The 18,572-nt window shown below is 71.8% G+C and carries 13 protein-coding genes; 7 read left to right on the forward strand and 6 right to left on the reverse strand.

Annotated features, from left to right (window positions below; translation table 11 throughout):
- The first annotated feature begins 40 nt into the window (after positions 1–40).
- Entirely contained in the window at positions 41–1,405 is a 1,365-nt protein-coding gene (locus ITJ64_RS12460; RefSeq protein ID WP_194681113.1) for an NtaA/DmoA family FMN-dependent monooxygenase, read from the forward strand.
- Between the two features lie 4 nt (positions 1,406–1,409).
- Here the strand turns inward: ITJ64_RS12460 and ITJ64_RS12465 are convergent, their stop codons facing one another.
- The 5 genes from ITJ64_RS12465 to ITJ64_RS12485 form a co-directional block, all read right to left on the reverse strand.
- A complete protein-coding gene (locus ITJ64_RS12465; protein WP_194681114.1) occupies positions 1,410–2,795 on the reverse strand; it encodes a hypothetical protein in 1,386 nt (461 codons plus the stop codon).
- Between the two features lie 83 nt (positions 2,796–2,878).
- Entirely contained in the window at positions 2,879–4,564 is a 1,686-nt protein-coding gene (locus tag ITJ64_RS12470) for an ABC transporter ATP-binding protein (RefSeq protein ID WP_194681115.1), read from the reverse strand.
- Positions 4,561–5,418 carry an ABC transporter permease gene (locus tag ITJ64_RS12475; RefSeq protein ID WP_194681116.1) on the reverse strand — a complete coding sequence of 286 codons (858 nt, stop codon included), beginning with the start codon at positions 5,416–5,418 and terminating at the stop codon, positions 4,561–4,563. The genes ITJ64_RS12470 and ITJ64_RS12475 overlap by 4 nt, the downstream gene beginning before the upstream one ends.
- The gene (locus ITJ64_RS12480; protein ID WP_194681117.1) at positions 5,415–6,401 is read right to left on the reverse strand and encodes an ABC transporter permease; all 987 of its coding nucleotides are present in this window, start codon (positions 6,399–6,401) and stop codon (positions 5,415–5,417) included. The genes ITJ64_RS12475 and ITJ64_RS12480 overlap by 4 nt, the downstream gene beginning before the upstream one ends.
- A 7-nt stretch (positions 6,402–6,408) precedes the next feature.
- The gene (locus ITJ64_RS12485; RefSeq protein WP_370545172.1) at positions 6,409–8,064 is read right to left on the reverse strand and encodes an ABC transporter substrate-binding protein; all 1,656 of its coding nucleotides are present in this window, start codon (positions 8,062–8,064) and stop codon (positions 6,409–6,411) included.
- A gap of 98 nt (positions 8,065–8,162) precedes the next feature.
- On the opposite strand from ITJ64_RS12485, the gene ITJ64_RS12490 reads away from it, so the two are divergent.
- The 5 genes from ITJ64_RS12490 (at position 8,163) to ndk (ending at position 14,605) form a co-directional block, all read left to right on the forward strand.
- Entirely contained in the window at positions 8,163–8,738 is a 576-nt protein-coding gene (locus ITJ64_RS12490; RefSeq protein WP_194681118.1) for a TetR family transcriptional regulator, read from the forward strand.
- A gap of 231 nt (positions 8,739–8,969) precedes the next feature.
- Complete coding sequence (gene ileS, locus ITJ64_RS12495) at positions 8,970–12,290, forward strand: isoleucine--tRNA ligase (RefSeq protein ID WP_194681119.1); 3,321 nt, start codon at positions 8,970–8,972, stop codon at positions 12,288–12,290.
- A gap of 157 nt (positions 12,291–12,447) precedes the next feature.
- Positions 12,448–13,764 carry a folylpolyglutamate synthase/dihydrofolate synthase family protein gene (locus tag ITJ64_RS12500; protein WP_228508827.1) on the forward strand — a complete coding sequence of 439 codons (1,317 nt, stop codon included), beginning with the start codon at positions 12,448–12,450 and terminating at the stop codon, positions 13,762–13,764.
- Complete coding sequence (locus ITJ64_RS12505; RefSeq protein WP_370545173.1) at positions 13,761–14,159, forward strand: DUF4233 domain-containing protein; 399 nt, start codon at positions 13,761–13,763, stop codon at positions 14,157–14,159. The genes ITJ64_RS12500 and ITJ64_RS12505 overlap by 4 nt, the downstream gene beginning before the upstream one ends.
- Before the next feature lie 23 nt (positions 14,160–14,182).
- Positions 14,183–14,605, forward strand: a complete 423-nt coding sequence (ndk, locus tag ITJ64_RS12510; protein ID WP_194681121.1) for a nucleoside-diphosphate kinase — start codon at positions 14,183–14,185, stop codon at positions 14,603–14,605.
- 1 nt (position 14,606) lies between these two features.
- Here the strand turns inward: ndk and ITJ64_RS12515 are convergent, their stop codons facing one another.
- Positions 14,607–15,221, reverse strand: coding sequence for a vitamin K epoxide reductase family protein (locus ITJ64_RS12515; protein ID WP_370545174.1), 615 nt, complete (start codon positions 15,219–15,221; stop codon positions 14,607–14,609).
- Between the two features lie 307 nt (positions 15,222–15,528).
- On the opposite strand from ITJ64_RS12515, the gene ITJ64_RS12520 reads away from it, so the two are divergent.
- Positions 15,529–18,564: an Rne/Rng family ribonuclease gene (locus ITJ64_RS12520; RefSeq protein ID WP_194681122.1), complete on the forward strand. Its 3,036-nt coding sequence runs from the start codon at positions 15,529–15,531 to the stop codon at positions 18,562–18,564.
- The last annotated feature ends 8 nt before the right edge of the window (positions 18,565–18,572 follow it).

Genomic DNA, 18,572 nt, shown 5'->3' on the forward strand with positions numbered 1-18,572 from the left:
TGGCTCGCGGCGGCCCGATCGCCTCGGCGATGCTGGAGGCATGGTCAAGCCCCTCTCCCTCGGCGTGTTCGAGATCCTCACCCCCTCCAACGGCGTCCCGACGTGGCGGCACCCGAACGGCCGGGGCGACCGCTACGGCAGCCCCGAGTACTGGGCCGGGCTCGCGAAGACGCTCGACGACGCCGGCTTCGACTTCATCCTCTTCGCCGACAGCTACGGCTACCCGCAGATCGACGGCGACGTGCCCGAGGAGGTGCTGACGCACGGCATCCTGTTCCCGGGCTACGACCCGATGCTGCTCGTCGCTGCGCTCTCGCAGGCCGCCCCCTCGCTCGGCATCGTGGTGACCTCGTCGACCTCGCTCGAGCAGCCGTTTCCCACGGCCCGGCGCTTCGCCACCCTCGACGCCTTCACGAACGGGCACATCGGCTGGAACGTCGTCACCGGCAGCACCGCCCAGGTCACCGAGCAGCTGTTCGGCATCACCCAGTTCGACCACGACGCCCGCTACGACGTGGCCGACGAGTTCGTCGACCTCGCGCGCAGCCTGCTCGAGGACGTCTGGGACGACGACGCCTGGGTCTTCGACCGCGAGAGCAACACGCTGATCGACCCCGTGCGGATCCGCCCCGTGTCGTACCGCAGCGAGCACTTCTCCAGCCACGGGCTGTTCAAGGTGCCGCCGGGTCGGCAGCGCACCCCGGTGCTGTTCCAGGCCGGCATGTCGGGGCGGGGCCGCGACTTCGGCGCGCGAAACGCCGAGGCGATGTTCATCCAGGGCCAGACCGCCGAGCAGGCGCGCACGGCCTCGCAGGACATCCGTTCCCGGGTCGCCGCCGCGGGCCGCGACCCGCACGACCTCAAGATCATCAGCGGCGTCACGGTCACGGTGGCCCCGACCCGCGAGGAGGCGCTCGCGAAGCGCAGGGAGCTCGAGGAGCAGTTCTCGATGGACGACGCGGCGGTGCTGTTCGCGGGCTTCACCGGCATCGACCTGCGCGCCCTCGACCGCTCGATGCCGATCGCGGACATCGCCGGCACCGACCAGGGCCACACCCCGCTCGACCGGTACCGCTCCATGCCCGGCATCGAGACGGTGCAGGACGTGCTCGACGCCTTCCGGGTGCAGGAGCGCGGCTTCGTGATCACCGGCTCGCCGGCCGAGGTCGCCGAGGAGCTCATCGCCACGGCCGAGACCGCCGACCTCGACGGCTATCTGCTCGAGCCCACCTTCGGCGACTCCGGGGCCTACGAGGAGTTCATCGCCCTGGTGCTGCCCGAACTCGAGGCCCGCGGTGCGTGGCGGCAGCCCGACCGCTCGCTCACCCTGCGCGAACGCCTCGGCTTCCCCGGCCCGCACCCGGGCTTCCGCCCCTCGACGAAGAACCTCGAGCAGGGCGCCTGAGCCGTCAGGGGGCCGTCGTCGAAGCCGAGGCCTTGGGTGCGGTGGGTGCCGGCGGGACGACGGCCGCGTCCGGGAGCGGCGCGACCGGGGCCTCGACCGGGCCGCTGCCCGGCTCGGCGCCCGCGCCGCGCCGCGCCGTGTCGGCCGGGGTCTTCGCGGTCTCCACGACGATCGGGTTCGCCTCCGCGTAGCTGTCGTGACGGATGCCCGTGACCTGCCACGACACCTCGATGCCGGGCTTGTCGGTCTTCAGCGCGAAGCTGTTCTTCGCGATCTTCCGCGAGACGATCGCTTGCGCGAACCCGCCGCCGATGACGGTCAGCTGGTAGCGGAAGTCGCGGTTGAGTGCCTCGAAGTAGTCGGGCAGCGTCACGGTCGCGTCGCCTTTCGCATCGGTGGTGACGTTGCCGTTGTAGACATTCATCATGTCGGGCGACTCGACGAAGGAGTGCGAGAGCCACTTGTTGTCGGGGTCGAGCGGATGGTCGATCTGAAAAGAGCCGGCCGACTTCGAGAGGGTTCCCGTGACCCGGGCGTTCCCCGAGGCGTAGAGGGCGTAGCCCTGCGGGCTCGCGGACGAGCCGAACAGGCCGTAGTTCTCTCCGCCGGCACCCGTCGCGCGCCCGTAGACCCCGAAGGTGGCGCCATCGCCCCAGACGCCGACATAGGGGCTGTTGCCGCGCACGCTCGCCGTGCCGCCGTTCTCGGCGAGCACGGCGTACTGGCCCCCGGTGGCGCGTACGGAGTAGTCGGTGCCCGACGCGTAGACGGCGGTCGCCCCGAACGCCCGCACGCCGAAGACGGCTCCGTCGGCCTGCAGGCCGGTGTCGGCCCCAGACAGGGCGCCCCCGTACGTCGTTCCTTCCCCGCGCACGGCGATGGCTCCCCGGGCATAGACGCCGAGGCCTCCGCCGTCGCAGTAGGCCGCCGTCTCGTTCGACTTCGCGAACACGCCGTACCCGCCCTTGGCGATGCCCGAGAGCGCCCGGCCCGCCGTGGTGGCGGCGGTGCTCGTGCCCTGCACCGCGATCGTGCTCCCGACCGCGTCCAGCCGGGCCTTCGGGTCGGTGACGCCGAGTCCGAGCCGGCCGATGGCCGAGAGCCGCATCTTCTCGCTCAGGCTCGAGGCGGAGTCGTTCTTCGTCTTGAAGACCAGCGGTGCACCCGCATTCGTCGGGCCGAGGAAGTTGCTCGTGGTGACGCCGGTGTTGCCGCCGAGCGTCCACGGGGTCGTGGCGGGAGCCGCCTCGGCGGCCGGGGCGCCGGCGAGGGAGAGGGCGGCGACGCCGGCCGCCGCGCCCGCGAACAGGAAGCGGCGGGGAAACCGCCGCTCGAACTCCGGCGAGACCGGATCGGTGGTGAGGGCGGTGGAGCTGACGTTCTCGGGCATGGCGACCTCCGTGGCGGGCACGCGCACGTCGCGCGTGTTGCGCGAGAGTGTAGCGGCGGAAGGCCCCCGGGGATACGGCGGGTTCAGCCGAGGCGGATGCGCGGGGCCGCTGCCAGCAGCGCCTGCGTGTACGGGTGCGCCGGGCTGTCGAAGACAGCGGATGCGCGTCCCTGTTCGAGCACGCGACCGTCCTTCATCACGGCGAGCGTGTCGCTCATGTGCTGCACCACGCCGAGGTCGTGCGAGATGAAGAGGTAGGCGACGCCGTGCTCGCGCTGCAGCCGGTCGAGCAGGTCGAGGATCTGCGCCTGGATCGACACGTCGAGCGCCGACACCGGCTCGTCGAGCACGATCACGCGCGGCGACGGAGCGAGGGCGCGGGCGATGGAGACGCGCTGGCGCTGTCCGCCCGAGAGCTCGAGGGGGCGGGCTCCGGCGAGCGACGGTGAGAGCCCGACATTGTCGAGCAGCTCGGCGAGCAGTTCATCGACGGGGCGGGCGGCGGATGCTCCCCGGAGGGCATCCGCGAGGATCTGCCGCACGGTCATCCGCGGGTCGAACGACGAGAGGGCGTCCTGGTAGACGGCGCCGACGAGCGGACGTCGGGAGCGGCGGTCGCGCTCGGGGCCGGGCGCCCAGGGGAGCCCGTCGAGGCGCACGGTGCCCGCGTCGGGGTCGGCGAGGCCGAGGGCGATGCGGGCGAGGGTGGTCTTGCCCGATCCGGACTCGCCGACGAGGCCGAGGGTGGTGCCCGCGGGGAGTGTCAGCGTGACGTCGTCGACCGCGAGCCGGTCGCCGAACCGCTTCGAGACGCCCGAGATCTCCAGCACGGGAGCCGCCGACACAGGAGGCACCGGCCGAGCGGCCGTCGACGCGGCGGCGGGCACGGGTCGCGCCGGCGACGCTGCCGCCGCGCTCAGCGCCACCCCGCGCGGCACCCCCGTCGGCACCGCGCGCAGCAGCGCCTTCGTGTACTCGTGCTGCGGGTCGCCGAGCACCTGTGCCGCCGGCCCCGACTCGACGACGCGGCCCGCGCGCATCACGAGCACGTCGTCGGCGATGCGGGACACGACCGCGAGGTCGTGGCTGATGAAGAGCAGCCCGGTTCCGGCGTCGCGCACGCCCTCGAGCAGCGCGAGGATCTGCGCCTGCACCGTGCTGTCCAGCGCCGTCGTCGGCTCGTCGGCGATCACGAGGCGCGGCGACGCGGCCAGCGCCGAGGCGATCAGCGCGCGCTGGCGCAGGCCGCCCGAGAGCTCGCCCGAGCGCTGGTGCACGCGCGAGGCGGGGTCGGGCATCCCGACCGACTCGAGCAGGGAGAGCACCCGCGCGCGCCGCTCGGCCGCCGAGAGCCTGGTGTGCAGCCGCAGCGCGTCGCCGATCTCGCGCCCGATCGGCCGCAGCGGGTCGAGCGACACGAGCGCGTCCTGCACGACCAGCCCGACCTCCCGCCCGCGAAGCCGTCGCCAGGCGGCGCCCGAGAGGCCCCGGGCGATCCCGTCGGCGCCGACCGCTCCGAGAACGGATGCTCCGCCCACCTTCAGCGCCGTCGCCGACGTCCAGGCCCCGGCACCCGCCAGCCCCACCAGCGATCGCGCGGTGACCGACTTGCCCGACCCCGACTCGCCCACGATCGCGAGCGCCCGCCCGGCCTCGAGCGTGAAGGACACCCCGTCGACCACCGCCGGACCGCGCCGGGCCCCCCGCCCGCCGAACCCGACCCGCAGCCCCTCGACCCGCAGCAGAACCTCGCCAGGCACGCCGCTCATCGCGCCCCCCGCGTCTGCAGCGCCCGCCCCAGCACCGTCGTCGCCGCGGCCGCCAGCACGATCGCGAGCCCTGGGAAGAACGTCATCCACCACGCCGTCGCCAGGTAGTTCTTGCCCGCGTAGAGCATCGCGCCCCACTCGGCGGCGGGCGGCGAGGCACCGAGCCCGAGGTAGCTGAGCGCGGCAGCCCAGACGATCGCCTGCCCGACGCCCAGCGTGACCAGCACGAACACGGGCAGCACGGCGTTCGGCAGGATGTGCCGCACCAGGATCCGCCCCCGCGACCGCCCCAGCACCACGGCCGCCTCCACGTACGGCGAGGTCGCGACCGAGCGCGCCTGGGCCCGGATGATCCGCGCGTACCCCGGCGCCGTCGCCAGCCCCACCGCGATGGTCGAGGTGACGATGCCCGGCCCGTAGACCGTGATCACGAGCAGCGCCAGCAGCAGCCCGGGGAACGCGAACAGCACCTCGAGCAGCCGGTTCACGCCGAAGTCGACGAACCGCCCGCCGAGCGCGGCGGCGAGTCCCAGCACGAGCGCGAGCACGATGCCGATCGCGGTCGCGGCGACGCCGATCACGAGCGAGGTGCCGGCGCCGTGCACGATGCGGGTGTAGATGTCCCGGCCCGATTCGTCGGTGCCGAGCGGATGCCCCCACCGCGGCGACAGGAACGCGTCGACAGGGGCGATCGCGAACGGGTCTCCCGGTGCGAGCACCGCGGGCGCCACGGCTGCGACGACGAGCAGCGCCAGCACGGCGACGGCGACCCACTGGGCGGGGCCGATCATCCGTCGCCCGCGCCGGTCGGCCGGAGCGACGGCGGCCACCGTCGACACGGGAGGAAGGCTCATGCTCGCACCCCCGCCAGCCGCGGGTCGGCGATCCGCGACACGACGTCGGTCAGCAGCGTCATCGCCACGTACCCCACCGCCACCACGAGCACGACGCCGATCACGAGCGGCACGTCCCGCAGTTGCACGGCGTTCAGCAGCGTGCGCCCGAGCCCCGGCCGGGCGAAGATCGTCTCGACCACCACTGCGCCGGAGATCAGCCAGCCGAACGCCCAGCCCGAGAGGGCGATGCCGGGCAGCGCCCCGTGCCGCAGCACGTGCCGCCACCGCACACCCGCCTCGCCCTCGCCGCGGGCGCGGGCCGAGAGCACGAACGGCGCCTCGAGGGCGTCGAGCACCGACTCGCGCATGACCTGGCCGAGGAATCCGGCGAGCGGCAGCGCGAGGGTCAGCACGGGCAGCACCAGCCCGGCCGGCGCGTCGGTGCTGACCGCGGGGAACCAGCGCAGGGTCGTGCTGAACACGAGCACCAGCACGGTCGCCAGCCAGAAGTGCGGCACCGCGGCGGCGACGATCTCGAGGCCCGAGCCGACGGCGGCGGCGACGCGGCCCCCGCGGGTCGACCACACGGCGAGCCCGAGGGCGAGCAGCCACGCGACGGTCAGGGCCAGCACGGCCAGCAGCAGGGTGCCGCCGATCTGGCTGCCGATGATCGATGCCACCGACTGCCGCTGCGAGTACGAGGAGCCGAGGTCGCCGGAGACGAGCCGGCCGAGGTAGCGCAGGTACTGCACCCAGATCGGCTGGTCGAAGCCGTACTCGGTGCGCACGGCGGCCAGCGCCTCGGCGCTCGCCTGCGATCCGGGCCCGCCCAGCACGGCCTGCGCCGGGTCGCCCGGGATCAGCCGCAGCCCGAAGAACGTCAGGGTCGCCGCCGCCCAGAGCACGAACACGGCGCCGCCGAGAGCGGCCGCGACGCGCAGGGCCCCGACGCGCAGGGCACCCCCGCGCAGGGCGCCGCCGCGCAGCGCGCCGCCGCGCATCCGCCCGCTACTCACTCACCCAGGTGTCGCCGAAGTACGGGATCTGCAGCGTCGGCAGGAGCGACAGCCCCTGCACCCGGTCGCCGTAGCCGATCTTCTGCAGGTGGTCGTACAGCGGCAGCACGTACGCGCCGTCGGCCAGCAACTGCTGCGCCTTCTCGTACAGGGCGGCCCGCTCGTCGGGGTCGGTGGTCTGCCCCGCCGCGGTCACGGCGTCATCGAGCTCGGGGATCGACACGTGCGCGTTGTTCGGGTGGTAGCCGCTCGGCGCCGGGATGATGTTCTCCGAGTCGTAGAGGATGCGCAGCACGTCGGGGGAGTTCTTCGTGTAGATCGCGCTGGTCAGGTCGAAGTCCCAGGAGCCGAGCGCGGCGTACCAGCTCGACAGGTCCATCGGGTGCAGCTCGACGTCGAAGCCGACCGCCTTCGTGGTGGCCTGGATCTGCTCGAACAGCGACACCTCCGCCGGGATCGACTGGTTCGTCGAGACAGGGAAGTCGACCGTCAGCCGCTCGCCGTCCTTGGTGCGGTAGCCCTCGGAGTCGCGCGACGTCCAGCCGGCCTCGTCGAGCAGCTGGTTCGCCCTGTCGGCGTCGATGGCGTAGTCGTCCTCGAACGAGGCGCCGAACGGCGTCGACGACGACAGCACCGAGTACGAGCGCTCGACGGTGCCGAAGAACAGGCTCTGGATGCCCGGGTTCACGTCGGCCGCGGCGATGAAGGCCTTTCGCACCGACTCGTCGTCGAACGGCGCGTAGCCCGAGTTCAGCTCGAGGCGGATCGAGGCTCCGGGCAGCGCGCCGGTGAGCACGTCGAGGCCGCTGCCGTCGGCGGTCGCGGCCACGACGTTGTCGGGCTGCATCTCGTCGATCACGTCGACCTCGCCCGACTGCAGCGCGGCGAAGCGGGTGGCCGGGTCGGGGATGAAGCGCCACTCGATCGTGTCGAGGTAGGCCGGGCCCTCGTGGGTCGCGCCCGCAGGCGCCGAGGTCCAGTCGTCGTTGCGGGTGAGGGTCACGTGGTCCTGCTTGACCCACTCCGAGAACACGAACGGGCCGGTGCCGATCGGCGCCTCGCAGTTGGCCCCCATGCCGCGCTCGAGGCCGGCGGGCGACTCCATCGCGAGCCAGGTCTGGGCGAGCGACTCGAGCAGCGCGCTGTCGGGCTCGCTCAGCACGAAGCGGGCGACGGTGGGGGAGACGACCTCGACCGAGGAGACCTTGCCGAGCGCGAGGATCGCGGTCGAGGAGGCGGTCTCCGGGTCCTTCATGTGCGCGACGTTCGCGGCGACCGCGGCGGCATCCATCGGCGTGCCGTCGGTGAACGCGATGCCGTCGCGGAGGGTGACGTCCCAGCTCAGGCCGTCCTCGGCCGCGACGCCCGACTCAGCGAGCCAGGGCACGATGGCGCCGGTCTCGTCCTGCGAGAACAGCGACTCGAGCACGTTGGTGCCCACGAGGGCCTGCGGCATGTTGCCTCCGACGTGCGGGTCGAGGCACGTGGGCTCGCCGAAGCCGGTCGCGTAGGTGAGGGTGCCGCCGGCGACGGGAGTCGCGGGGGTGTCCGACGGTCCGGCGTCGGCCGAGCATCCGGCCAGCAGCAGGGCGGAGGCGGTGGCCAGCCCGGCGAGGGAGAGGGCGAGGGAGCGGTGACGCAGGGGCACGACGGAGCCGTTCTGTATGGGATGGTGGGAGGGCGATCTGCTGTGATCGTCACCCAGTCTAATTCTTGTACGCGATCTATTTATTCCCGGGAGCGAGAATGGCCGGTCGGCCCAGGGCCTCGTCGCAGCGGATGCTCGAGGAGGCCGCCTCCGAGCTCTTCCTCGAGCAGGGCTACGCGAAGACCACCATCGAGCAGATCACGCGCCGCGCCGGGGTCAGCCGCAACACCTTCTTCAACTACTTCCCCGGCAAGGCCGATCTGCTCTGGGTCGAGCTCGACGCGAGCCGGGCGGTGCTGACGGATGCTCTCGCCGCAGCCCCCGCGAGCACCGACCCCCTGGCCGCCGTCGAGGCGGCCCTCGTCACGACGGCGGCCGCCCTCACCCCCGGCCGAGCGCCGCTCGTGCTCACCCAGTGGGAGGTGATGGGCATCGACGAGGAGCTGAAGGCCGCCGGACTCGCCCGCGCGCTCGCCCACGCCGGAGTCGTCGAGGCCTTCGTCCTCGGTCGCGGCCTCGACGCCCTGACCGCACGGGGGATCGCCCTCGCGGTGGTGGGTGCCGCTTCGGCCGCCGTGGGGCGGTGGGCCGCCGACGGACCGGAGCGCGCACCGCTCGAGACGTATCTGCAGAAGGTCGTGCATCCTGTGCTCTCGGGCTTCGGCATCGGTTAGAATCGCCTACTGAACGACTGTGAACCGGCCATCACCGGGGAGTCTTCGGAAGAACGGCGGCCGGGCGACCGGAGGCCAAGTAGAACCGAACGGGTCGGGCCCGTCACAGCCTATGAACGAGCGGCCATCCGGGGCGAACGCACCGGGCGGCAAGCGAGGTGGTACCACGGCGGGTGAGAGCCCACCGTCCTCGTGGAACAGGCAGCACCGATCAGGCCGTCCAGGAGAACCATGACGTACCCCAAAGACTCCGACGAGTTCAGCTCCGTCGTCCCGTCGCCGAGCTTCCCCGAGGTGGAGGAGGGCGTGCTCGCCTTCTGGAAGGGCGACGACACCTTCCGCTCGTCCATCGCGAACCGCGAGAGCGGCGCCGAGTGGGTCTTCTACGACGGCCCGCCGTTCGCCAACGGCCTGCCTCACTACGGGCACCTGCTCACCGGCTACGCCAAGGACGTGTTCCCGCGCTTCCAGACCATGCGCGGCAAGAAGGTCGACCGCCGCTTCGGCTGGGACACCCACGGCCTGCCGGCCGAGCTCGAGGCGATGAAACAGCTCGGCATCACCGAGAAGAGCCAGATCGAGGAGATGGGCGTCGAGGTCTTCAACGCCGCCTCCCGCAAGTCCGTGCTGAAGTACACCGACGAGTGGCGCGCCTACGTCACCCGCCAGGCCCGCTGGGTCGACTTCGACAACGACTACAAGACGCTCGACACCACGTTCATGGAGAGCGTGCTCTGGGCCTTCAAGCAGCTGCACACGAAGGGCCTCGCCTACGAGGGCTACCGCGTGCTGCCCTACTGCTGGAAGGACGAGACGCCGCTGTCCAACCACGAGCTGCGGATGGACGACGACGTCTACCAGATGCGCCAGGACCAGACGGTCACGGTCACCTTCCCGCTCGTCGGATCGCGCGCCGAGGCGCTCGGGCTCACCGCCGTGCGCGCCCTCGCCTGGACGACGACGCCGTGGACGCTGCCCACCAACATGGCGCTCGCGGTCGGCCCCGACATCGACTACGCCGTGGTGCCCGCCGGTCCGAACGGAACCGCCGACGCCGAGGTGGCGCGCGAAGGGGAGGGCGGGCAGACGGTGCTCGTCGCCGACTACCTGCTCGCGAGCGACCTGGTCGGCAACTACGCCAAGGAGCTCGGCTACGACTCGGCCGACGAGGCCCGCGCATCCGTCACCCGCACCCTGACGGGCCGCGAACTCGAGGGCGTCGCCTACGCGCGGCTCTGGGACTACTACGCCGACACCGAGAAGTGGGGCACCCAGAACGCCTGGCAGATCCTCGTGGCCGACTACGTCTCGACCACCGACGGCACCGGCATCGTGCACCAGGCGCCCGCCTACGGCGAGGAGGACCAGAAGGTCTGCGAGGCCGCCGGCATCCCCGTGATCATCTCGGTCGACGACGGCGGGCGCTTCCTCTCGACCGTCTCCGACGTGGCCGGGCAGCACGTGTTCGAGGCGAACAAGCCGCTCACGCAGCTGCTGAAGGCCGAGGGCCGGCTGATGCGCCAGGCGAGCTACGAGCACAGCTACCCGCACTGCTGGCGCTGCCGCAACCCGCTGATCTACAAGGCGGTGTCGAGCTGGTTCGTGCGCGTCACGAGCATCCGCGACCGCATGGAGGAGCTCAACCAGCAGATCGACTGGGTGCCCGAGAACGTCAAGGACGGGCAGTTCGGCAAGTGGCTCTCCGGCGCCCGCGACTGGTCGATCTCGCGCAACCGCTACTGGGGCTCGCCCATCCCGGTGTGGAAGAGCGACGACCCCGAGTACCCGCGCGTCGACGTCTACGGCTCGCTGGCCGAGCTCGAGGCCGACTTCGGCACGCTGCCGCTGAACCGCGACGGCGAGCCCGACCTGCACCGGCCCTTCATCGACGACCTCACCCGGCCGAACCCCGACGACCCCACCGGGCGCTCCACCATGCGCCGCATCCCCGACGTCTTCGACGTCTGGTTCGACTCGGGATCGATGCCGTTCGCCCAGGTGCACTACCCGTTCGAGAACCAGGACTGGTTCCGCACCCACAGCCCCGCCGACTTCATCGTCGAGTACATCGGTCAGACCCGCGGCTGGTTCTACGTGATGCACGTGCTCTCGACCGCGCTGTTCGACCGGCCGGCGTTCCGCAACGTGATCAGCCACGGCATCGTGCTCGGCTCCGACGGGCAGAAGATGTCGAAGTCGCTGCGCAACTACCCTGACGTGTCCGAGGTCTTCGACCGCGACGGCTCGGATGCGATGCGCTGGTTCCTGATGTCGAGCTCGGTGCTGCGCGGGGGCAACCTCGTCGTCACCGAGGAGGGCATCCGCCAGGGCGTGCGCGAGCTGCTGCTGCCGCTGTGGAGCACGTACTACTTCTTCACCCTCTACGCGAACTCGGCCACCGAGGGCGGGTACGAGGCGCAGTGGCGCACCGACTCGACCGACGTGCTCGACCGCTACCTGCTGGCCAAGACCCGCGAGCTCGTGCAGTCGGTGACCGCCGACCTCGAGGCGCTGGACGCGACCGTCGCCTCGGCCAAGCTCCGCGACTTCGCCGACGTGCTGACCAACTGGTACGTGCGCCGCTCGCGCGACCGCTTCTGGTCGGGCGACGACCACGCCGCGTTCGACACCCTCTACACCGTGCTGGAGACCGTGACCCGGGTGGCCGCGCCGCTCATCCCGCTGGTCGCCGAGGCGATGTGGAAGGGCCTCACCGGCGGACGCAGCGTGCACCTGACCGACTGGCCCGACGAGAACGACTTCCCGGCCGACGCCGGCCTCGTGCACACCATGGACACCGTACGCGCCATCTCGTCCACCGCGCTGTCGCTGCGCAAGCAGAACGGCCTGCGCGTGCGCCTCCCGCTCGCCGGGCTCACCATCGTCACCGACGACGCGTCGAACCTGGCGCAGTTCGAGGCGATCCTCCGCGACGAGCTGAACGTGAAGAGTGTGAGCTTCGTCGACCAGCACGCCACGAGCGCCGCCGAGTTCGGCATCACCTCGCGCCTCACGGTGAACGCCCGCGTGGCCGGCCCGCGCCTCGGCAAGAGCGTGCAGCAGGCCATCAAGGGCGCCCGCTCGGGCGACTGGAACGAGATCAACGGCGTCGTGAACGCCGGCGGCATCGACCTGCTCGAGGGCGAGTACGAGCTCGTGCTCGAGGCCGCGGCCGACTCGGCCGAGGGGGAGTCGGGGCGGAGCACAGCGCTGGCGCTGCTGCCCTCCGGCGGCTTCGTGCTGCTCGACACCACGCTCACCGCCGCGCTCGAGGCCGAGGGTCTCGCCCGCGACGTCATCCGCGCGGTGCAGAGCCAGCGCAAGTCGAGCAACCTGCTCGTCACCGACCGCATCCGTCTCACCCTGAAGCTCGACGACGAATCGCGCAGCAGCTTCGCCGAGTTCCCCGAGCTGCTCGAGCTGGTCGGCCGCGAGGTGCTGGCGGCCGGTGTCCCGGTGCTCGCGGAGATCTCGGAGGAGGAGCGGGTGAAGCCCGTGCCGGTGGGGGCCTCTGGCCGCGTGTCGATCGAATTGGAGAACGCCCTTGTCTGACAACTTCTTCGGCGGCGACTTCGGCCCGCCCGCTGACGACCCCGACGAGAACGAGAACGGCACCGAGGCGGGCGTCTCGCCCGGCGACGACTTCGACCGCGTCGGTCTCGACGCGCCCGACGAGTACGTCGAGCAGGGCGACGCCGTCTACGAGGCGCTGCTCTCGCGCCTCGGGGAGGCGCAGCCCCAGCCCCGGCTCTCGGCCACGCGGCGGGTGGTCGAGCTGCTCGGCGATCCGCATCACGCGTACCCGATCATCCACATCACCGGCACCAACGGCAAGACCTCGACGAGCCGGATGACCGAGAGCCTGCTGCGGGCACTCGGCCTTCGCACGGGCCTGTTCACGAGCCCCCACCTCGAGCGCCTGAACGAGCGCATCATGATCGACGGCGTGCCCATCACGAACGAGGCGCTGGCGTCGAACTGGGGCGACATCGAGCCCTTCCTCGAGCTCGTCGACAGCGAGCTGGAGGCCGCGGGGGAACCGCACCTGACCTTCTTCGAGGCCCTCTCGGTGCTCGCCTTCGCCTCGTTCGCCGAGGCGCCGGTCGACGTGGCCGTGATCGAGGTCGGCATGGGCGGCGAGTGGGACTCGACGAACGTCGGCGACGGCCAGGTGGCCGTGATCACCCCCATCTCGCTCGACCACACCAACCGGCTCGGCTCGACCGTCGCCGAGATCGCGCGCACCAAGGCCGGCATCATCAAGCCCTCGGCCCAGGTCGTCACCGCGGCCCAGCCGGCCGAGGCGCTGGCCGAGCTCGAGCGCGCCGCCGAGCTCTCCGAGGCGACCTTCGCCGTCGAGGGCACGGCATTCCGGATGCTCGACTCCACGGTCGCGGTCGGCGGCCAGCTCGTCACGATCCAGGGCCTCGCCGGCACCTACCGCGACGTGTTCCTGCCGCTCTACGGAACCCACCAGGGCCACAACGCCGCCGTCGCCATCGCGGCGGTGGAGTCCTTCCTCGGTGGCGGCACCCAGGCCCTCGCCGACGACGTCGTGACCGAGGGGCTCGCCACGGCCACCTCGCCCGGCCGCCTGCAGCTCGTCGGCACCGAGCCCACCGTGCTCGTCGACGCCGCGCACAACCCCGGAGGCGCCGAGGCGCTGGCCACCGCCGTGGGGGAGTACTTCACCTTCGACAAGGTGGTCGCGGTCGTCGGCATCCTGGCCGACAAGGACGTGGCGGGCATCATCCGTGCGCTCGACCCCGTGGTGTCGGAGTTCGTCGTGACGTCGAGCTCCTCCGAGCGGGCGATCGATCCCGACGAGCTCGCCTCGGTGGTCGTCGGAATCGCCGGTGCCGATCGCGTGCTCGTCGAGCCGTCGCTCGAGGACGCGCTCGAGCAGGCGCGGGAGCTGGCCGGCGAGACCGAGAAGGGCGCCGTGCTCGTGACGGGCTCGATCACCCTCGTGGGAGAGGTCATCACGCTGGCCGCCCGTGAGGGCTGGAAGGGCGAGACCGAGTGAGGGGATCATCCGTCCGCCGGAGCCTCGCCTCGATCGTCCTCGGCTTCGAGTCGATCGTGATGTTCTTCGCGGCGCTGGTGATCTTCGGGCTGAAGGCGCTGCCGGCGCCCGCCGCGCTGATCGGTGGCGCGGTGCTCTGCCTGCTGCTCGTCGCGAACGTCGCGCTGCTGCGCTTCCGCTGGGGCTACTGGCTCGGCTGGGCGCTGCAGGCCGTGATCGTGGCGGCCTGCTTCCTCGTGCCCTCGCTCGCGATCGTCGCGGCGATCTTCATCGGGCTGTGGATCTACTGCATGGTCAAGGGCGCCCAGATCGACCGCCAGCGCGCCGCCTGGCGGGCCGCGCAGGAGGCCGAGGAGCGCGACGCCCCCGACGGCCCCGCGGCGGAGACCGTCTAGCTTCATTCGCTAGGGTTTACGGCATGACCACCTACGTCGAAGAAACCCTCGTCCTCGTCAAGCCCGACGGCGTCGCCCGCAACCTGACCGGCGAGATCCTGCGCCGGATCGAGGCGAAGGGCTACCAGCTCGTCGACATCAAGCTGATCGAGCCCGACCGGGAGCTGCTGGCGTCGCACTACGAGGAGCACCAGGGCAAGCCGTTCTACGAGCCCCTCGTCGAGTTCATGGAGTCGGGCCCGATCGTCGCGCTCCGCATCGCGGGCAACCGCGTGATCGAGGGCTTCCGCTCGCTGGCCGGCACCACCGACCCCACCACGGCCGCTCCCGGCACCATCCGCGGCGACCTCGCCCGCGACTGGGGCCTCGCCGTGCAGCAGAACCTCGTGCACGGCAGCGACTCGCCCGAGTCGGCGCAGCGCGAGCTCGCGCTCTGGTTCGGCTGAGCTAGAGCATCCGGAGGATCGTGGTGACGGCGTCCAGCCGCAGCTGCGCCAGCACCACGATCACCAGGAAGCTCAGCAGCACGAGCGTCCACATCCACGGGTAGACGAGCGCCCCGACCTCGCGGCTGCTCCGGCCGTTGCCGAAATGGCCCTGCTTCACGTTGTAAGCGGTGACGTACCAGAACATCGGGATCACCGAGGCCCAGACGAGCATGCAGTAGGGGCAGAGGGTGCCGAGCACGAAGATGCTGACGCCCATCAGCCAGACGATGAACGCCACGGCGCCCACGAAGCCCAGGTTGAACAGCACCCAGAACCACTTCGCGAAGCGCGCCCCGGCCAGGATGGCCATGCCCACCACGATCGGCGCGATGAAGGCCGCGACGCCGATGATCGGGTTCGGGAAGCCGAACACCGAGCCCTGCTCGCTCGCCATGTTCGGCCCGCAGGTGACCAGCGGCGAGATGTTGCAGCTCGGCACGTAGTCGGGGTTGATCAGCGTCTGGATCTTCTCGAGCGTCAGATCGAACGAGGAGTACCAGCCCAGCACCCCCGCCACGATGAGCAGAACGGCGAGGCCGATCGGGCGGCGGTATTCAGCTGTTTCGGCAGGCACCCGGCCAGTATCGCAGAGCGCGTTCGCGAGCATTCTGGGAATGCGTGCGATAATCGACGGAGGTTTCGGTGATCGTCATCGAAACCGCCAACGAAGGCTTTCCGGGCTCATCGTCCCGGGGCACCGCACGCGCGCTGCCCCACGAGGCGTCAGACCCCGACACGAAGACAGACAGAGCGACCGGGTCCGCCAGCGGGCGGGCCGGCGCATGAGCGAGATCAGCGGAGGAGACGCGCAGGCGGACCTTCGCTCGTGAGAGTACCTGCCGGTGGGTGAGAGCCCCTGGCTGGCAAGGAGTGCACCAGAGATGGTGGAGAACAGTTCACACAATGACAACGACGCGAACAACCAGGAGGGAACGGGCCGGCGCAAGACGCGGCTGTTCGGCGGCCGCCGGGCGGGCAAGAAGACGGATGCTCCGGTGACCTCGTACCGCGACGCCCCCACGACGCCCGAGCCGCAGCCCGCGGCGCCGGCCGAGCCCGAGGTGCCCGTAGAGGTACTTCAGGCCCAAGCCGAGGCGCCCGCGGACGTGGCCCCGGCCGAACCCGCTCCCGAGGCGCCCGCTCCCGAGGCGGCGGCCCCCGAGGCCCCCGCTGCCGAGCAGGCTCCCGACGCCCCTGTGCCCGACGCCCCTGCTCCCGACGCCCCCGTGCTCGACGCCGAGCCGCACGACGACGAGCCGGGCCTCGCCCCGTTCAGCGCCGCCGGTTCCGCGTTCCAGGCGCCCGAGCGCCCCCGGGCGCTGAGCACGACGTCGCTGATCTTCCAGGCGCCCGACCTGCCCGACCTCCCGCCGCTGCCGCCGCGTGACCGCGACCCGCGCGACCGTGACCGCGACCCCCGCGACCGCGACCCCCGCGACCGCGACGAGCAGGCCGCCGAGTCCTCGGTGCGCCGCCGCTCCCGCCGTCGCTCCGGCGAAGACACCCGCGGCGGCCAGGACGACCCCGAGAACACCGTCGTCAAGGTGCGCACCCCGCGCGAGCGCGAGGAGCGCCAGCCCGAGCTCATCACCGAGCCGCAGCGCATCAAGGGCTCCACCCGCCTCGAGGCCAAGAAGCAGCGCCGCCGCGACGGCCGCGACGCCGGCCGCCGCCGCCCCGTGGTGACCGAGGCCGAGTTCCTCGCCCGCCGCGAGGCCGTCGACCGTCAGATGGTCGTGCGAGCCAAGAACGACAAGATCCAGATCGCCGTGCTGGAGGACGGGGTGCTCGTCGAGCACTACGTCGCCAAGGCGCAGGACGCCTCGCTGATCGGCAACGTCTACCTCGGCAAGGTGCAGAACGTGCTGCCGAGCATGGAGGCGGCCTTCGTCGACATCGGCCGAGGCCGCAACGCCGTGCTCTACTCCGGCGAGGTCGACTGGGACGCCGCGGCCGAGAACAACGAGGGCAAGGGCTCGCAGCCCCGCCGCATCGAGCTCGCCCTGAAGTCGGGCGACACCGTGCTCGTGCAGGTCACCAAAGACCCCGTGGGCCACAAGGGCGCCCGTCTCACCAGCCAGGTCAGCCTCCCCGGCCGCTACCTCGTGTACGTGCCCAACGGCTCGATGAACGGCATCTCGCGGAAGCTCCCCGACACCGAGCGGGCGCGCCTGAAGCGCATCCTCAAGGAGGTGCTGCCCGAGAACGTGGGCGTCATCGTGCGCACCGCGTCCGAGGGCGCCACCGAGGAGCAGCTGACGCTCGACGTCAACCGCCTCACCGCGCAGTGGGCCCACATCAGCGAGCAGGTGCAGAAGCAGCAGGCCCCGCACCTGCTGCATTCCGAGCCCGACCTCCTGATCAAGATCGTCCGCGACGTCTTCAACGAGGACTTCCACAAGCTCGTCATCTCGGGCGACGACGCCCAGGCGACCATCGAGAACTACCTGGCGGCCGTCGCCCCCGACCTGCTCGACCGCGTCGAGAAGTACGAGGGCGAGAAGGACGCGTTCGACGAGTACCGCGTCTCGGAGCAGATCGAGAAGGCCCTCGACCGCAAGGTCTGGCTGCCCTCGGGCGGCTCGCTCGTGATCGACCGCACCGAGGCCATGACGGTCGTCGACGTGAACACCGGCAAGTTCGTCGGCTCGGGCGGCAACCTCGAGGAGACGGTCACGAAGAACAACCTCGAGGCCGCCGAGGAGATCGTGCGCCAGCTGCGCCTGCGCGACATCGGCGGCATCATCGTGGTCGACTTCATCGACATGGTGCTCGAGTCCAACCGCGACCTGGTGCTCCGGCGCCTGATCGAGTGCCTCAGCCGCGACCGCACCAAGCACCAGGTGGCCGAGGTCACCTCCCTCGGACTCGTGCAGATGACGCGCAAGAAGCTCGGCCTGGGCCTCCTCGAGTCGTTCAGCGAGCCCTGCGAGCAGTGCGCCGGCCGCGGCATCATCGTGCACCACGACCCCGTCGTGAAGCACCGCTCGAGCCAGCAGTCCTCGGCCGGGTCGAACGGCGGCTCCGGCAACGGCGGGTCGAACGGCTCGAACGGCGCCGGCCGCCGCAACGGCCGAGGCGGCTCGAACGGCAACGGCTCCAACGGCAACGGCAACGGCTCCGGCTCGAACGGCAACGGCTCCACGGGCTCCGGTTCGCAGACGGCTCCCGTCGGCGGCACCCACGCCATCACCGAGAACGCCAAGAACGCGCTCGCGCAGATCGCGGCCTCGACGATCGCCGCGGCCAAGCACGCCGACGGGCAAGCTCCGGATGCCGGTCCCGCCCCCGTGACCGAGCCGGCCGCCGCCCCGTCCGACGCTCCGGCGGCCGCCGCCGAGGCGCCCGCCGCCGAGCCCGCCCGTCGCCCCGACGCGGCGGTCGCGGCGGAGCGCTCGACGCGGCGCCGCAAGTCGCGCCACTCCCGCGGAGACGCCGAGCAGACCCCGGCCGCCGAAGCCGCCGAGGCGGAGGCCGCCACCGAGGTACCCGCTGCCCAGTCACCCGCCGAGGCGCCCGCCACCGAGGCCGCTCACGAGGCGTCGGAGCCGGCTCAGCCGGTCTCCGCCCCGTCGTTCGACGAGGTGTCCGCTCCGGTCGTCCTCGACGCACCGACCGAGCCGGCCGCACCGGAGCAGGCGCCCGTCGCCGAGCCCGCAGCCGCCGAGCCCCTGGCTGCGGAGCCCGCCGTCGCCGAGCCCGCCGCCGACGACGAGCCCGCGATCGCGATCCTCGACATCCCCGTCACGAAGGCCGCCCGCGCCCCGCGCGTGAAGCCCGAGGAGGCGTCGCACCTTCTCGACTCCGTGCTCGACGCCCTCCCGGCGCCGAAGCAGCCGGGGCAGGGCCGCTCGCGCAGCCGCCGCGTGTCGACGACCGCCGTCGTCTCGGCACCCGCGGAGTCGAGCGACTCCTGAGCCGCTCC

The organism is Herbiconiux sp. VKM Ac-1786 (genome assembly GCF_015350805.1).
Classification (GTDB): domain Bacteria; phylum Actinomycetota; class Actinomycetes; order Actinomycetales; family Microbacteriaceae; genus Herbiconiux.

What these genes read in the sequence shown, in the direction of transcription:
- ITJ64_RS12520 (WP_194681122.1), top strand. Translation starts at nt 15,529, where the DNA reads ATGGTGGAGAACAGTTCACACAATGACAACGACGCGAACAACCAGGAG.
- ITJ64_RS12490 (WP_194681118.1), top strand. Translation starts at nt 8,163, where the DNA reads ATGGCCGGTCGGCCCAGGGCCTCGTCGCAGCGGATGCTCGAGGAGGCC.
- ITJ64_RS12470 (WP_194681115.1), bottom strand. Translation starts at nt 4,564, where the DNA reads ATGAGCGGCGTGCCTGGCGAGGTTCTGCTGCGGGTCGAGGGGCTGCGG.
- ITJ64_RS12465 (WP_194681114.1), bottom strand. Translation starts at nt 2,795, where the DNA reads ATGCCCGAGAACGTCAGCTCCACCGCCCTCACCACCGATCCGGTCTCG.
- ITJ64_RS12460 (WP_194681113.1), top strand. Translation starts at nt 41, where the DNA reads ATGGTCAAGCCCCTCTCCCTCGGCGTGTTCGAGATCCTCACCCCCTCC.
- ITJ64_RS12480 (WP_194681117.1), bottom strand. Translation starts at nt 6,401, where the DNA reads ATGCGCGGCGGCGCGCTGCGCGGCGGCGCCCTGCGCGGGGGTGCCCTG.
- ndk (WP_194681121.1), top strand. Translation starts at nt 14,183, where the DNA reads ATGACCACCTACGTCGAAGAAACCCTCGTCCTCGTCAAGCCCGACGGC.
- ileS (WP_194681119.1), top strand. Translation starts at nt 8,970, where the DNA reads ATGACGTACCCCAAAGACTCCGACGAGTTCAGCTCCGTCGTCCCGTCG.
- ITJ64_RS12475 (WP_194681116.1), bottom strand. Translation starts at nt 5,418, where the DNA reads ATGAGCCTTCCTCCCGTGTCGACGGTGGCCGCCGTCGCTCCGGCCGAC.